Below are 15,193 nucleotides of genomic sequence, written 5' to 3'. Positions count from 1 at the left end.
GAGAGGTGTCTTGTGACTCAGAAAGACGCAACGGATCGGTTTTTTCAGGGTCTGCACAAAGTCAGCGTAGAATTTTGTGGTAAGGACAGCCCGCTTGCCCAAGCGGCAGAAAAGGCGGTGTCTGAGACCTCTCCGATCAATTGCGTGAATGCGCAGGAGGCGTTGGCACAAATTCCCGAAGAGCTGCGTGAACAGATACTGCGAGAGCTTCATGCTCACCTGCGAAATGATATCGAAGCAATTTGGGATCAGATGCCCTATGCGGTGAAAACCGGCCGACCAAACTGACAGCTGAATATTTGCCAAGTGGTGTTTTGAAGCGATTTTTGTTCGGCTTTGTCCGTCCATTTGAATCCCCACTCAAGACACTGTGAAAACACCGTTCACAGTCGCATTTGGTGCCTTCAAATGTTTCGCTCGATATGGTCCGGGCTGACCGCCCATCCAGCTTGAAACACTTGTTGTTCGCAGGGCTCAAATTATCATCTGTTGTCCGGTGCTCAAAGAAAGTTCCGAGCATAACATGCGTTAGAAAGACACCTTTTTCCACAACCTAAGAGAGATTAGTCAAACTTGTTTACAGAGTGTAACGAGGATTAGTTTCATTGTTTTACAAAGCAGAAATCCGGGGTGCGAGGTCTGACTGAATCCTAAGATTCATCCGGATGGTGATTCGCGCATTGTATTGCAGCCGTTAGCTACCGCGCGCTTTCATAGCGAGCTCACCTAGATCCACCCTGCCACCCCCGGTACAAATCTTCAAAAAAATGCGCATCTCTGCGTTACCTATTCTTTCCAAAGCCAGGAAAGCGGCTGCCGACGGCAAGGGCCGAGGTTCAGTACCAGCCCGGTAGAGTACGGTTCGGCTGAATCGTAACGCCATATGTAAACGGTGTTGTGAACGTAAAGTTTGTAAAGCAACGTGACACTTTGCGCTGATTTCAGGTGATGCCCTAATGTTGTTGATTCACAGAAAGTGCAGAGATCCCCAAAAATATCAAAAAAAATGTCGTTTAAATACATGATGATAGATCATATCTCCGACAGTCTGAAGGGAAATTCCCTTTCAGATCCAGAAACTGGCACGGCCCTTGCATGTAATTAGTCATAACGCCGCGTTCCCCGTGAAAGGGGGACCACCAAGAACGAAGGACCAGGGAGGGGTCAGCCAACGAAGTGACAGCCCAACCGTTAACATCGGTGGGCCATGACACGCAGTGCTGACGGTACCTACCGAAACCTTTGCCGTGATCCGAGCGACCGGTTCAACTGAAAGCGCCTTCTGGCGTTGTGCAGTGTTCGGGTCGAAGTAACGGCAGCATGCGCTGTCTCCAACCGACCGAGAGATCGGTCAGAAACGAAGGAGTCTCATGGCATGGCGATTACGCTAAATAAAATTACCTCCCAGAGGGGAATCTCAGTGGGGGAGGCCACCAAGAAAATTTCGGACTTGGGTTGGAATCCAACCTATGTTCAGGAAGCGAATACTTTCCCAACTGACTACAAGATCACCAAAGCCCCGCGCGATCCGATGAAGCAGGTTCTGCGCTCTTACTTCCCGATGGAAGAAGAAAAAGACAACCGGGTTTACGGTGCGCTTGACGCTGCGCTGCGCGGTGACATGTTCCGCAACGTTGAGCCGCGTTGGATCGAATGGATGAAGCTGTTCCTGGCGATCATTCCGTTCCCGGAAATCTCGGCTGCGCGTTCGATGGCCATGGTAGCACGTCTGGCGCCGGGCGAAGACCTGCGCACGGGCTTTACCATGCAGATGGTTGATGAATTCCGTCACTCCACAATTCAGATGAACCTGAAGAAGTGGTACATGGAAAACTACATCGATCCGGCTGGTTTCGACATCACCGAAGAAGCCTTCGGTAAGTGTTACGCCACCACCATCGGCCGTCAGTTCGGCGAAGGGTTCATCACCGGCGATACCATGACCGCCGCGTGCATGTATCTGACCGTTGTTGCTGAAACCGCCTTCACGAACACGCTCTTTGTGGCAATGCCTTCCGAAGCCGCCCGAAATGGCGACTATGCATTGCCGACCGTGTTCTTATCGGTTCAGTCTGACGAAAGCCGCCACATTGGTAACGGTCACTCGCTGTTGATGGCCGCGCTGAAAGAGCCGGAGAACCATCTGCTTCTGGAACGCGACCTGCGCTATTCCTTCTGGCAGAACCACGCCATCGTTGATGCGGCGATCGGTACGTTCATCGAATACGGCACCACCAATCGCGACAAGGAAAAAGAATCCTACGCGGAAATGTGGCATCGCTGGATCTTTGAGGACTACTACCGGACCTACATGCTGCCGCTCGAGAAATATGGCGTGAAAGTACATCATGATGATGTTCAAGAAGCGTGGAAGCGGATCACAGAAAAGAACTACGTGCATAAGGTCGCACAGTTCTTCGCTGTCGGTTGGCCGGTGAACTTCTGGCGGATTGAAGCTCAAACCGAAAAAGACTTTGAGTGGTTCGAGCACAAGTATCCGGGTTGGTACGCCGAGTTTGGCGACTTCTGGAAGTGGTATGCCAAGCTGAGCGTGCCGGGTCAGAAGGTCATCACCTTCAACGAAGAAGTTGGCTATGTGTATCCGCATCGCTGCTGGTCGTGCCTGGTGCCGTGCCTGATCCGTGAAGACATGGTTGTCGATGAAATCGACGGGCAGTTGCACACCTTTGCGCATGAGCTTGATCGCTGGACTGCGGTTGAAGCGTTCGCGGACGAATACCAAGGTCGGCCAACGCCAGCGATGGGCAAGTTCTCGGGCAAGCGTGAATGGGAAACCGTTTACGATGGTTGGGATCTGGCGGACGCCATTAAGGACCTCAACTTTGTTCGTGAAGACGGCAAAACTCTGGTTCCGCAGCCGCATCTGCGTTTTGACAACAAGGATATGTGGACGCTGGACGATGTTCGTGGCCACACCCTTGGCTCGCCGCTCAATGCACTGCGCGGCATGTCTGATGCTGACCGTGAGGCGCATCTGGCCGAGTATCGTGCTGGCTTCACCATCACCCCGTTCAACTAAAGCAATCTTTTGCAAGGGCCTTCATTGGCCCTTGCATACAGGAAGGTCCGAAATCCGTGAACGATTTCGGGACACAGGAGACTCGACTAATGGGTGAAATATACAGGGTTCGCTTTGAGCCGGTTGGCTTGGAAATCGAGGTTGAAGAGGATGAAACCATTCTTGACGCCGCTTTCCGCCAGGGAATTGCTCTGCCGCACGGATGCAAGGAAGGCCAATGTTCGGCTTGCAAATGCGTTCAGTTGGATGGCGAAACCGAAATGTTGAAGTATTCAACCTTCGCTCTCAATGACTTTGAGAAGGACAGTGGCCACGTTCTGATGTGCCGAACGGTGGCTTACAGCGATGTCGAAATCGAACTCCTGAACTACGACGAGGAGGTTTTATCGAAATCCATTCCGGTCAAAGAATTCAATGGCCGAATTGTCGATTTCCAAAAGCTGACCCATGACATTCGCGGTGTTGATATTGAAATTGATACACCGCTCAAATTTTGGGCGGGGCAATATGTCGACATCACGGTTACCACCGAAAAAGGGGAGAAGATTACACGCTCGTTCTCCATGGCAAATTCGCCGAGCGAAGCCCAGAAACTCTCCTTCATCATCAAAAAATACCCGGACGGACGCTTCTCAAACGAGCTCGACGCAGGAGGGATCAAAAAAGGAGCAACGGTCGAAATCAGTGGACCCTACGGAATGTGCTTCCGACGGGAAGACCGAGAAGGACCGGTAATCCTTGTCGGGGCGGGGTCAGGCATGTCGCCGGTCTGGTCAATCCTGAATGATCAACTCAGCAGCGGCGAAGACCGAAAGATCTATTTCTTCTACGGGGCCCGTACACAAAACGATCTGTTCAAGTTGGAGGAGATCGCGGAAATCACCGGCGCCAATCCGAACGTCGAGTTCGTACCGGTGCTGAGCCACGCGGATGATGACGACAGTTGGTCTGGCGCGCGCGGGTTCGTTCACGAGGCAGTAGATCAATATCTGAAGGAATTGGACGTTGACGGCGAGGGCGATGTTTATGCCTGCGGACCGCCGCCGATGATCGATGCGCTGACGCCGGTGCTGTTCATGAACGATTTCGATGGCGATCGCGTTTTCTACGACAAGTTCACACCGACTTCCGGTTCATCGGCCCACTGATGCTGGGCTGATCGCTAGTCATGTGAATGAAACACAATAAGGGAGGCTACCATGGTAGCTACATCAAGTTCCGTTGGATCCGGTGCCGCAGGCGCTGCTACGTTCGTCGGTTCAGCCAGCCGCAAGTACAACTACTTTGAGCCGCGCGGTAAGCGCGCCACCCATTACGAAGATGTAACCGTTGACGTCCAGCCCGATCCTGAACGCTATCTGATCCAAAACTGGATCATTGAGTTCGAAGGCGGCAAAGGCGGCGGGGCTTACCAGAAGGATAACACTGCGGCGTTGAGTTCGAATTGGCACGCCTTTCGGGCGCCTGACCAGGAATGGGAACGCACGCACTATCAGCGTCAGTCCAAGATTTGCTCGATGGTTAAATCGGTCGTCGACAACGCCCGCAAGGCGGGCGCTCACAAGTCGTTTGACAAGGTGTGGGATCGTATCCTGCAGACACACCTAGGTGCTTGGAAACACGCGGAATTTGGTCTTGGTACATCGCTGATGCAAGCCCAGCGGTATGGCTATACCCAGATGATCAACAATGCGACGTTGACCAACTCGTCCTACAAAATGCGGCTGTGTCAGGATATCACCCTGTATCTGGCCGAAATTGGAATGGACATCGAAGGCTGGAATGATGATCTGGGCAAGAAAGCCTGGTTGGAAGATCCGATGTGGCAGCCTTGCCGTGAAGCGATCGAAACCATCATGGGGTCCGAAGATTATCTTGAACAGTATTTCGCGATCAACTTGATCTTTGAACCGCTTGTTGGGGAACTCTTCCGTTCCGGATTCCTGATGCAGGCAGCGGCAGCGAATAACGACTTCATCACGCCGCCGGTCATTTCTGCGGCCGAGGCCGATTATGAGCGCAACCTCGCAAACACAATCGACCTTATGTACCTGTTGGCAAACGACGAAGAACACAGTGCGCATAACAAAGCGTTGTTCCAGTCCTGGATCAAGAAACATGGTGACCTGGCTGACAAAGCCGTGCTGGCACTGCAGCCAGTCTGGTCGCAACCACATTCCAAGCCTGTTGCCTTCGAAGATGTCAAAGCCGTCTCTCAGGAGCGTCTTGGCCAAATCCTGTCCGAACTTGGCCTGAGCCGTTAATCCAAAGGAGTATTAGTTATGTCGAGTACAGCACGCGACGCCTCAAACCAGAACATCTTCAAATCGATGAAGGAAATCAAGTTTGAGCAGACCATTTCGCACCAATGTGGCGTTACGATGAATGACTCTGTCGAAGCTCGCGCAATTGCCGAGTTCATGGCCGAAGATCCCAAAGTCACCGTGACTCATAACCCCGCAACCATCCGTGTGGATGGCGAAGGAAAACTGACTTTCAAAATGGATGAGATCAGTGAATTCCTGGGCCGTGAAATGACGGCGGAAACCTTCGAAGTCAACACATCCACGCACTATGGCCGGATGGTTCGGGTGGATGACAACACTGTCGTTCTGTTCGGAAATATGGATGACGTGTTCGAATATATCGAATGAAGAAACCACTGTGCAGACCCGGAAACCACCGGGTTTGCACGACCCCATTTCACGGCGTGAAAATCTAGAATACCTGAGGAGGAATCGATGTTTAGAACCAAAGATGGAAAAGAGATTTTTGTGGTCGACGGCCACACTCATTTTTGGGACGGCAGCCCGGAAAACCAGAGCAACGTTCACGGCAAGCAATTCATTGACTGCTTTTATGCCTATCACACCAATCTGAGCCCACCTGAGCAGCTTTGGGAAAAAGCGCGTTTCGAAAAGTATTCGGAAGACGACGTTTATCGTGATCTGTTCATCGATGGGCCAGATGACGTGGCGATCATTCAGTCAACCTATCTGAAGGATTTCTACAAGAACGGATTCTCCAGCATTGAGCGCAGCAGCACGATGGCGTCACGCCATCCCGAACGCTTTATTGTGAATGGCTCATTTGATCCACGTGATGGCGAAAAAGCGCTCGAGTACATCCATTACATGAAGGAAAACTTCGATATCCAGGGCGTCAAAATGTACACCGCCGAATGGAACGGAGAAAGCAAGGGTTGGGCGCTGAATGACCCTGCGGCCTACAAATGCTTTGAGCTGTGCGACAAGCTGGGCATCAAGAACATCCATGTTCACAAAGGTCCGACGATCATTCCGCTAAGCATGGATGCGTTTGACGTGCGCGATGTGGATTATGCTGCAACCGATTTCCAGAACCTCAACTGGATCATCGAACATTGCGGCTTACCGCGTCTGGATGACTTTTGCTGGATCGCAACGCAGGAAACCAACGTTTATGGCGGTTTAGCCGTTGCCATGCCGTTCATTTTCTCTCGCCCAAGGTACTTCGGCGAAATGATGGCAGAGCTTCTGTTCTGGATCGGCGAAGACAAGATCCTGTTTGGTTCGGATTATGCGATTTGGACGCCTCAGTGGCTGGTTGAGCAATTCTGGGAGTACCAGATCCCCGAAGACATCGCCAAAGAAAGAGGTGTTCAGCTGACCGATGAGATTAAAGAAAAGATCTTGGGTCTGAATGCTGCAGCGCTTTACGATATCGATGTCGAGGCCAAAAAAGCCCAGCTTAGCGCGTCACCTGTCCAGATTGCGGCGGAGTAAGCCGATGTTTTTGGAGATGCACAGAGATGAGCTGGAATTGGAAATTTGGCAACGTCTTGATCTGGTTACGGACCCCGAGTTGGACGAACCGATCACCGACATGGGGTTTGTCGAACGTGTTGACGTAAACACGGATTCAAATCTGGTGGAGGTTGAATTTAGGCTTCCGACCTACTGGTGCTCTCCAAACTTTGCCTTTCTCATGGCGTTCGATATTCGCCATGAGATTGGCAAACTAAGCTGGGTTCACAAGATCAAAGTTACGCTGAATGATCACTGTTTTGCTGACCGTGTGAATGACGGGGTAAACGGGGGCAAAGATTTCATCGAAGTGTTTTCCGAGTATTGTAATGGTGATGACCTCAATTCAATCCGCGTGAAATTTCTTGAGAAGGCCTTTGTGCGTCGACAGGAAACCGTTTTGCTTGGGTTGGAAGCTTCGGGTTTTTCGGGACCCAGGATCGTAAGCATGACCCTTGCCCAACTTGATGCCATCGATTTCGCAGGTGGCGAAGAGGAAAAGCAAAAACCACGATATCGAGAGTTGCTGCTATCGCAAGGCTTGGCAAAGACGAGCGATGATCCGGCATTCGTAACCTGGGAAGGTGAACAACTAACAGCTGCCGGATTGCGGGATTACCTTGCTCAGCTTCGGGGGGTTCGGATCAATATGGAGTTCAACGGCGCGCTGTGCCGGGGGCTTCAGTCCACGCGCTACAAGGAGGTTGAAATTGGTGAGGATGGCCCGACGTTGATCGATTTCATTCAGAACCGGGTGCCGCCGAGAGTTTCAGAAGCCCGCAACTAAAAACGTTTCACGCGTAAACCGTCAACACATGAGGCCATCGACCCCGCGTCGATGGAAGGGAGAAGTCATGGCAAAACTGATGATACACAACGGAACAGCACGGCGTGCGCTCGCCAATGGTGTTTTCAAACTGGCCGCTGCTGTCGAGCCGACGCTTGGTCCAAAAGGGTTGAATGCAATGATAGATCGGCCCGTCGGAACCCCTTTGGTGACCCGCGATGGCGTATCCATTGCATCCGAAATTGAACTATCGGACCGCTTCGAAAACATGGGCGCGCAAGTGGTGCGCGAAGTATCGATGCAGACCAATGAGGTTGCCGGTGACGGCACCACCACCGCGATCGTCTTGGCCAATGCGTTGATCCAAAAAGGTGTCGAACTGACGGCCACTGGTGTGAAGCCGGTGGACTTATGCAAAGGCATAGAATTGGCCGTTCACAAGATCATTGATGCCTTGGACGAGGCTTCGCGTTCCTGTGACGATAACCCAAGCTATCTGGAATCGGTCGCACGTGTGTCCGCCACTGATCCCGAGCTTGGGTCTTTAGTTGCAGAAGCCTTTAAGCGTGTCGGGAAAGAAGGGGTGATCACGGCTGATTTTGCAGTGACGATCGATACCACACTCGAAGTTGTTGAGGGCATGTCATTTGAACGCGGGTATATCTCGCATCACATGGTGACCGACCGCGAAAACATGGAAGCGGTTCTGGATAATCCGTTGATCCTGATGACGGATCAAAAGATCCTGCGCCCCGAGATTCTGGATGGTGCCAGGCGCATTGCGAACGAACAAAACCGTCCGCTGTTGATTGTCGCTGAAGAAATTGCACCGGAAGTTGTGATCTCGCTGATGGACAATAACGGTGCGGGAAAATACCTGATTGTGCATCCGCCGGAATATGGTCACTGGCGTTCAGCTATGATGGATGATCTTGCGATCATGACGGGCGGCGAAGTGCTGGCGCGTGATCTCGGGAAAAAGATCGAAAACGTAACGCTGGGCCAATTGGGTGGTGCGCAAAAGGCGCGCGTTACATCTTCGCTAACGAGTATCCTGAAGGGTGATGGTGATCCCGCTGCCGTACGGGCACGCCGCGCTCAGGTGCAACGCCAACATGACGCCGCTCCGCCGAATATCGAACAGGACAAGCTGCGCGAACGCGTTTCCAAGCTGTCTGGTGGGACTGCTGTAATCTATGCGGGCGGTTTCACACCGGTCGAACAAAAACGCAAAATTCAGCTGATCGAAGACTCGCTATGTGCAGTCCGCGCAGCATCTGAGGACGGCGTTGTCGCAGGCGGCGGAACGGCGCTGGCGCAAATTGGTTCAGTCCTGGAAGGGATCGTATCGGCAAATGATGGAGATGTTTGCCAAGGTGTCGAATTGGTTCGCTCGGTTCTGACCTGCCCTGTCGAAAGGATAGCCAGCAACGCCGGAACTGATCCAAATGCGGTGATTGCATCAATCACTGCTGGTCCCAATGGGCATGGGTTTGACGCGTCCAAAGGCGAATTCCGCGACATGTTCGAAGCCGGGATCATCGATCCAGTGCGTGTCACAGCAAGTGCTTTGGTCAATGCAACATCCGTGGCGACGCTGATCCTGACTACGGAAACATTGGTCGGTGACCTCTCAGAAGGCGAAGCCGATCCGACCGAAGGACCGGCATTGGGCGGGGGTGCAGAATTGCTGGGTCGCCCGTAACTGCTTGATTTTGAAAAACCGGAACACGTTAAGAAAAGGAATGAAACATGAAAGCCGCACGCTTATATGACTACGACCCGGCCATGAATGTTCAGCTAAAAATCGAAGAAGTTGCCGCCCCAACAGTCAACTCTCCGGACGAGGTGATTGTGAAGGTCGGCGCCGCAGGACTGTGCCGCACGGATTTGCACATCATCGAAGGGGTATGGAAGGACATCATGGATGTCGAAGGCAGTCTTTTGCCTTACATCATGGGTCATGAAAATGCTGGTTGGGTGGAAGATGTTGGCAGCAATGTAACATCTGTGAAACCAGGTGATGCCGTGATTTGCCATCCGCACCGCAGTTGCGGAATTTGTCTGAACTGTCGCTATGGCCACGATATGTATTGTGACCACGGGTTGTTTCCCGGTCTTGGTCTGGATGGCGGGTTTGCAGAATACTTCGTCACCAACGAAAGTTCACTAATCAAGCTGAACACGAATGTCACACCGCTTGAAGTGGCCCCGATGGCAGACGCGGGTATCACCGCTTACCGTGCCGCAAAGCGTGCAGCCGAGTTGGTGTATCCCGGAGCATATGTCACGGTTCTTGGTGTAGGCGGCCTGGGGCACATTGCAATTCAGTGCCTTAAAAACCTGTGTGGTGCCCGTGTCATTGCAATTGATCGCGAGCCGGGTGCCCAAGCTCTGGCCAAAGATCTTGGCGCAGATATTGTTCTGGACGGAGGTCCCGATCTGATCGAACAGGTCATGGATGCCACGGGCGGCGGCAGTCATGTTGTCATTGATTTTGTCGGTGAACTTGGCGTCGAAAATATTTGCTGGAAGCTGCTGCGACAGGGCGGAGAACTAATCGTTGTCGGCTATGGTGGAAAGATCGAGATTCCAACTGTCGATCTGGTGGTGAATGAGATCAAAATCGGCGGCAGCCTCGTTGGCGATTACACCGAACTGGTCGAACTGATGGAGCTGAATGCCGATGGTTTGGTGAAAATGCACCAAACTGAGTATTCACTCGATAACATCAATCAGGCGATCGACGATTTCAAAAACCGACGTTTCACCGGTCGCGGCGTTATCGTTCCCTGATTGGATGAATCTGGCATCGTTGTTGAGAATGCCCATGAGAAGTCATCAATGACGCCGTTCAATTTAGGGAAACCCGTTCTCTTCGTCTCCCCATGGAACATCGGTCCCTATAGTGCGGCGGCAGATTTCTGTCTATCGCCGCATCCCTTACTTTTTGCGATCCAAGCCATACAGGCTGATCTTTCGATACAAGGTCGGTCGAGAAATTCCGAGTGACAAAGCTACTTTGGTGAGGTTCCCGTTTTCTTGCTCAATAGCGCGTTGAATGGCGACCGACTCGATACCGTGCAGATCCAAATTTGCGGGTGTTGTCGGTGGTGTGTTTCCAAACATGCTGTCGCGGGGTTCGGGGTTGGAAATCTCTTCAGGCAGATCAACAAATGAAACAGAACTACCGCTGTGCAAAAGACAAAGTCTTTCGACTACATTTCTCAATTCACGGACGTTGCCAGGCCAATGGTAGCTTTGTAGTGCCGCCATTGCTTCTTGGTCGAACTGCAAAGGCTCCCGATCAAAATTCTTCGATAGTTTTTGATTGAAGTGCTCGGCCAACAAAATGATATCGCGCCCGCGTTCGCGCAGTGGCGGTACATCGATGACGATCGTGCCAATTCGGTAGAACAGATCACGCCGGAAGCGCCCAGCTTCAATGTCCTGGCGCAGATTTCTATTGGTCACAGCCACCAGTTGCACATCAATCGGACGACGCTTGTCGCATCCCATCCGATACAGTGCTCGTTGTTCCAGAGTACGGAGCAGATACGTTTGCAACTCGGGGGGCATGTCTCCGATTTCATCAAGGCAAAGAACACCACCGTTTGCCAGTTCAAACTTCCCGGGACGACCCTCCCGCAGGGCACCGGTGAAAGCGCCGGCAACATGGCCGAACAACTCACCACCGATGAGTTCACCGGAAATGGCGGCACAATTTACGGCGATAAAAGGGGCTTTCCTATCTGAGTGATGGCTGTGAATCAGGCGTGCAAAGAGCTCTTTCCCGACACCTGTTTCACCTTGAACAAGAACCGTCACATTTGCTTTTGCGGCCCTTTGGGCAAACTCGATTGCCTCCAGCATCTTTGGGCATTCGCCAAGGATTTTGATTTCTTCTTCTTCGACGCCATGTCGGGCTGGAATGGTGATGCCCGCAGATTTCATGGGCGTGGGTGAAGATCTTTTTTCGGCCAGGATAAGAGCGGCACCCTGAATCTGAGTGCCGGATTTGAGAATGTCTATCTCGATGCCACTGAGGGAGGATGGCAATGCTGCGGCCAGGTCTCCGTCTGTCATGCCTGGTGTCCAGGACAACAGCTGCTTTCCGATCGGCAGATCTCCAGTTTTCAGAATTGGTTCAACTTCGGTGTTCCGGCTAAAGATTATTCGGCCAGTCGAGTCCAGCAAGACGACCGTGTCGTCAGAACTGCGTGGCTTTTGCAAATCGATAAAGGCCTCAAGCAGATTGGTCCGTTCTTCTCTTTGTTGCTCTGCCAGGGCAATCTCGATTTCTTTTGCGGCAGCCACCACCAACGCCAGATTATGGGGTCGAAAAATATCCAGCGGTCCTGACAGATCGACGACCCCCAAAACCTGGCGGTCCAAAGGATCAAAGATCGGAACGCCAGCACAGGTCCAGGATTTGATGCCCTGACAAAAGTGTTCTGAAGCATGTACATAGGTTGGCTTGCCACTTCTCAACGCTGTGCCAATACCGTTGGTGCCGATGACATTTTCGTCCCAGACTCCGCCGACTTCGAGTTGGATTTCCCGTCCTTCGTCCAGCGTTTTGTCGTCACCGATGGCATCAATTATCGTCCCATTTCTGTCAGTCAAAAGAAGGACAGCACCGGATTCAGACAAATGCGGGCCAAGACGCAGAAAAGCTGCGCGCGCAGCGCGACACAACGAGGCATTCTTCCGCTTTAATTCGTCTACGCGCTCTTCGCCAATTTTCTGCGGTGTTCCTGCTGGTGTCAGTGCGTTGATGCCCAAATCTGTACATCTCGTCCACGAATCCAGAATTTCGCGCCTAACGTTTCTTTCGACCTCTTCGGATTTGCGTCCACTATCGACGAAGGTTTCCCAAGCGTTCATAGTCGCTTTTTGATCGCGATCACTACTGGCTTGGGTCGGTCGGTTAGATTGTGAGCTGGAGGATCTGTTTCGCATGTTTTTCTTTCACTGACGCCACTTCAAATTGTGATGCGGCTCAAAAAACGGCTACTTCCGCGACGGCCTCAAAGTTCGAGGCGACGTGTTATGACGTCGGCGAGTTTTTCCTTTATCTCATCGGAGTCGATTACGACATTGTTCAGATCGCTCAGGATGTCAGTGATTTCCTCGGGGGGCGGTGAAATGAATCCGTTTTCCTTCGTCGCCAGCGCGAAATACTTGACGCCGTCTTTCACACACAATTGCCCAAGGAACTCCATTTGTTTTCCTGAATTCGCATCCATCACGAAAACACGTTCATTCGTGCTGATCCGAACGACGGGATTTGGTTCCGAAGGGGCCGACGGTCCGCCATATACATGGATGTTCAGGCCGTCTGGTGTGGGTTCTTTTTTTGCATCGGCCATGGCCGCGCGTGAACGCGAATATGCACCATTGCTAATTTGGTCTGCGAGGCGGCGAATTGTTGCGCCATTTCCCTGCAGAAGGCGTCGTGCGTCTTGGTCTTCACGGCGCGGCCCGTCTTTTTTCGAGAAGATATCAACCATTGCCTAGTCTCACAGTTCCCTGTTTGTTCGGTGCGCCAAAAAAAGCGGCGTCGCAACAACCGTGATACTAAGGGTTACTTTTGTCGGCGCGTCATTCTGGCTTTTTATTATGCATGTAAAACTAGCAATTGCAGCCCTCAGAGTCTAGTCCGAGCGCCCAATACATCAAGGAAAAGCCCTTAAAAATATGGACTTTGGCGCCGTTTGGCCTTCAAAAACGGGTTTCAGCGGAATTGTGCTATTTTTTTAAGGTGCCAATGCGATGTCTTGATGTTTCTGCGTCTAAACTCCACTCCGTGATCCGCCATCGAAAACAGCGGAGCAATGCGCTTTTTCACGCAAGATGCTGGCCACGCAAAACCGGTTCCAAAGGCTTTCGCCATGATAGTCGTCGCAGTCATCTGGTCAGATTGTTAAGGAGCGCGACCTAGCATTTGCATCTGGTAAGAATTGCTGTGCCCGGTTTGCCCGGGCACAGCAGCCTGCGTTTCAAAGATTACCTGCTGACATTTGTTCGGCCAGGTGATCGGCTTGACGGATTGCGAGTGCCACGATTGTTAATGTCGGGTTCTCGGCTGCACCGGTTGTAAATTGCGATCCGTCTGAGATGTAGAGGTTCGCAATATCGTGGGTTTGACCCCACTTGTTGACAACACCATCCCGTGGGTTTTCGGACATGCGATTTGTCCCGAGGTTATGTGTCGAGGGGTAGGGAGGTGTTGGGAAAACCCGTGTCGCGCCAACCGCTTCGTAGACCGCGGCCCCTTGTGCATATGCGTGGTTTCGCATTGCGATATCATTGGGGTGATCGTCGAAATGCACATTGACCACGGGCAGCCCGTGCTGGTCAATAACCTCATGGTTGAGCGTGATGCGGTTGGTTTCCTGCGGCATGTCTTCGCCTACAATCCACATACCGGCCATGTTTTCATACGAATCCAAGGCCGATGTGAACTCGCGTCCCCATGCCCCCGGATCCAGGAAAGCTGCCATGAAGGGCAACCCGAGCGCCAGGGTTTCAAGCTCGTACCCGCCAACAAAACCGCGACTTGGGTCATGGCGTGATTCATCTTGAATGATCCCCGCCATGGTGGTTCCGCGCCACATTTTCACGGGCTGATCGAAGACAGCATAGACCGAGCCAGTCATATGGCGCATATAGTTTCGACCAACCTGACCGGAACTGTTGGCCAGACCGTCCGGAAACATCGAAGAAGCTGAATTCAAAAGCATTCTTGGGCTTTCGAACGAGTTGCCTGCGACGCAGACTACTCGGGCTTGCTGCATCTGAAGGTTGCCGTCCTGGTCGAAATATTCGACTCCGGTAACTTTGCCTTCGTCATTGTGCAGGATGCGCGCGACATGAGAGTTCTCGCGCACTTCAAGATTGCCAGTCGCTTCGCCCGCGGGGATATCGGTGTACGCTGCGGACCATTTGGCACCCCATTTACATCCCTGAAAACAAAATCCTGTTTGTTGGCAAGCCAATCGATCTTCGGTTTCGGCTGAATTGATTGCCATACGGCCAGTATGAACCTCCTCATACCCAAGCGCCTTGGCGCCTTTTTCGAATACGAGATAGTTGTTGTTCCCGGGCAGGCCAGCGCGGTCGCCGGTGCGAGTCACCCCCAGCTTGTTTTCCGCTTTTGTGTAATAATCGTCCATTTCGCGTGGATCGATGGGCCAATCAAGAAGGTTGGCACCCTGAACAGTGCCATAATTGGTCGCGGCTTTCCATTCGTGGTCTTGGAACCGCAGGGATGCCCCGGCCCAGTGTGTGGTTGTGCCGCCAACCGCTTTTACGATCCAGGCGGGCAATCCAGAGAAATCCTTGGCCACGCGCCAATCGCCTGATGTGGTGCGCGGGTCAACCCAGGCCAGCTGTCCAAAGCTTGCCCATTCATCGTTGACATAATCCTCTGGCAGGTATCGACCGCCAGCCTCCAGCGCCACTACGCTGATGCCCTTCTGCGCTAATTCGTTGGCAAGAACGCCCCCGCCCGCGCCTGTTCCTATTACGACAACAACGCTGTCGTCAGTGAGATCAATAGGTGCCGTCATGGTGCCA

The 15,193-nt window shown here is 52.4% G+C and carries 12 protein-coding genes; 9 read left to right on the top strand and 3 right to left on the bottom strand.

What is annotated here, in order from left to right; translation table 11 throughout:
- The first annotated feature begins 12 nt into the window (after positions 1 to 12).
- The 9 genes from D9K61_RS08045 (at position 13) to D9K61_RS08005 (ending at position 10,408) form a co-directional block, all read left to right on the top strand.
- Positions 13 to 288 (top strand): hypothetical protein, encoded by a 276-nt coding sequence (locus D9K61_RS08045; RefSeq protein ID WP_120632736.1) that lies wholly within the window; start codon positions 13 to 15, stop codon positions 286 to 288.
- Between the two features lie 1,087 nt (positions 289 to 1,375).
- Positions 1,376 to 3,040: an aromatic/alkene/methane monooxygenase hydroxylase/oxygenase subunit alpha gene (locus D9K61_RS08040; RefSeq protein ID WP_120632735.1), complete on the top strand. Its 1,665-nt coding sequence runs from the start codon at positions 1,376 to 1,378 to the stop codon at positions 3,038 to 3,040.
- 89 nt (positions 3,041 to 3,129) lie between these two features.
- A complete protein-coding gene (locus D9K61_RS08035; protein WP_120632734.1) occupies positions 3,130 to 4,188 on the top strand; it encodes an NADH:ubiquinone reductase (Na(+)-transporting) subunit F in 1,059 nt (352 codons plus the stop codon).
- 51 nt (positions 4,189 to 4,239) lie between these two features.
- Positions 4,240 to 5,304, top strand: a complete 1,065-nt coding sequence (locus D9K61_RS08030) for an aromatic/alkene monooxygenase hydroxylase subunit beta (protein ID WP_120632733.1) — start codon at positions 4,240 to 4,242, stop codon at positions 5,302 to 5,304.
- A gap of 18 nt (positions 5,305 to 5,322) precedes the next feature.
- Entirely contained in the window at positions 5,323 to 5,694 is a 372-nt protein-coding gene (locus D9K61_RS08025) for an MmoB/DmpM family protein (RefSeq protein ID WP_120632732.1), read from the top strand.
- Positions 5,695 to 5,781: 87 nt separating this feature from the next.
- Positions 5,782 to 6,804 carry an amidohydrolase family protein gene (locus D9K61_RS08020; protein WP_120632731.1) on the top strand — a complete coding sequence of 341 codons (1,023 nt, stop codon included), beginning with the start codon at positions 5,782 to 5,784 and terminating at the stop codon, positions 6,802 to 6,804.
- A gap of 4 nt (positions 6,805 to 6,808) precedes the next feature.
- Positions 6,809 to 7,612 (top strand): iron-sulfur cluster assembly protein, encoded by an 804-nt coding sequence (locus tag D9K61_RS08015; RefSeq protein WP_120632730.1) that lies wholly within the window; start codon positions 6,809 to 6,811, stop codon positions 7,610 to 7,612.
- Between the two features lie 67 nt (positions 7,613 to 7,679).
- Positions 7,680 to 9,317, top strand: a complete 1,638-nt coding sequence (locus D9K61_RS08010; protein WP_120632729.1) for a molecular chaperone GroEL — start codon at positions 7,680 to 7,682, stop codon at positions 9,315 to 9,317.
- Between the two features lie 47 nt (positions 9,318 to 9,364).
- On the top strand, positions 9,365 to 10,408 hold the full coding sequence (locus D9K61_RS08005; protein ID WP_120632728.1) for an NAD(P)-dependent alcohol dehydrogenase: 1,044 nt from the start codon (positions 9,365 to 9,367) through the stop codon (positions 10,406 to 10,408).
- A 147-nt stretch (positions 10,409 to 10,555) separates the two neighbouring features.
- Here the strand turns inward: D9K61_RS08005 and D9K61_RS08000 are convergent, their stop codons facing one another.
- The 3 genes from D9K61_RS08000 to D9K61_RS07990 all read right to left on the bottom strand — a co-directional run bounded on the left by D9K61_RS08000 (position 10,556) and on the right by D9K61_RS07990 (position 15,186).
- Entirely contained in the window at positions 10,556 to 12,499 is a 1,944-nt protein-coding gene (locus tag D9K61_RS08000; protein WP_120632727.1) for a sigma-54-dependent Fis family transcriptional regulator, read from the bottom strand.
- 143 nt (positions 12,500 to 12,642) lie between these two features.
- Entirely contained in the window at positions 12,643 to 13,125 is a 483-nt protein-coding gene (locus D9K61_RS07995) for a hypothetical protein (protein WP_120632726.1), read from the bottom strand.
- Between the two features lie 489 nt (positions 13,126 to 13,614).
- Positions 13,615 to 15,186: a GMC family oxidoreductase gene (locus D9K61_RS07990; RefSeq protein ID WP_120632725.1), complete on the bottom strand. Its 1,572-nt coding sequence runs from the start codon at positions 15,184 to 15,186 to the stop codon at positions 13,615 to 13,617.
- Positions 15,187 to 15,193: the final 7 nt, after the last annotated feature.

It is taken from the genome of Ruegeria sp. EL01, assembly GCF_900313035.1.
In the GTDB taxonomy this organism is placed as follows: domain Bacteria; phylum Pseudomonadota; class Alphaproteobacteria; order Rhodobacterales; family Rhodobacteraceae; genus Ruegeria.
This window is presented reverse-complemented; position numbering and strand designations above follow the sequence as displayed.

Coding starts and splice junctions, on each gene's coding strand:
- D9K61_RS08005 (WP_120632728.1), top strand. CDS start 9,365: ATGAAAGCCGCACGCTTATATGACTACGACCCGGCCATGAATGTTCAG.
- D9K61_RS08025 (WP_120632732.1), top strand. CDS start 5,323: ATGTCGAGTACAGCACGCGACGCCTCAAACCAGAACATCTTCAAATCG.
- D9K61_RS08000 (WP_120632727.1), bottom strand. CDS start 12,499: ATGAACGCTTGGGAAACCTTCGTCGATAGTGGACGCAAATCCGAAGAG.
- D9K61_RS07990 (WP_120632725.1), bottom strand. CDS start 15,186: ATGACGGCACCTATTGATCTCACTGACGACAGCGTTGTTGTCGTAATA.
- D9K61_RS08030 (WP_120632733.1), top strand. CDS start 4,240: ATGGTAGCTACATCAAGTTCCGTTGGATCCGGTGCCGCAGGCGCTGCT.
- D9K61_RS08015 (WP_120632730.1), top strand. CDS start 6,809: ATGTTTTTGGAGATGCACAGAGATGAGCTGGAATTGGAAATTTGGCAA.
- D9K61_RS07995 (WP_120632726.1), bottom strand. CDS start 13,125: ATGGTTGATATCTTCTCGAAAAAAGACGGGCCGCGCCGTGAAGACCAA.
- D9K61_RS08010 (WP_120632729.1), top strand. CDS start 7,680: ATGGCAAAACTGATGATACACAACGGAACAGCACGGCGTGCGCTCGCC.
- D9K61_RS08040 (WP_120632735.1), top strand. CDS start 1,376: ATGGCGATTACGCTAAATAAAATTACCTCCCAGAGGGGAATCTCAGTG.
- D9K61_RS08020 (WP_120632731.1), top strand. CDS start 5,782: ATGTTTAGAACCAAAGATGGAAAAGAGATTTTTGTGGTCGACGGCCAC.
- D9K61_RS08035 (WP_120632734.1), top strand. CDS start 3,130: ATGGGTGAAATATACAGGGTTCGCTTTGAGCCGGTTGGCTTGGAAATC.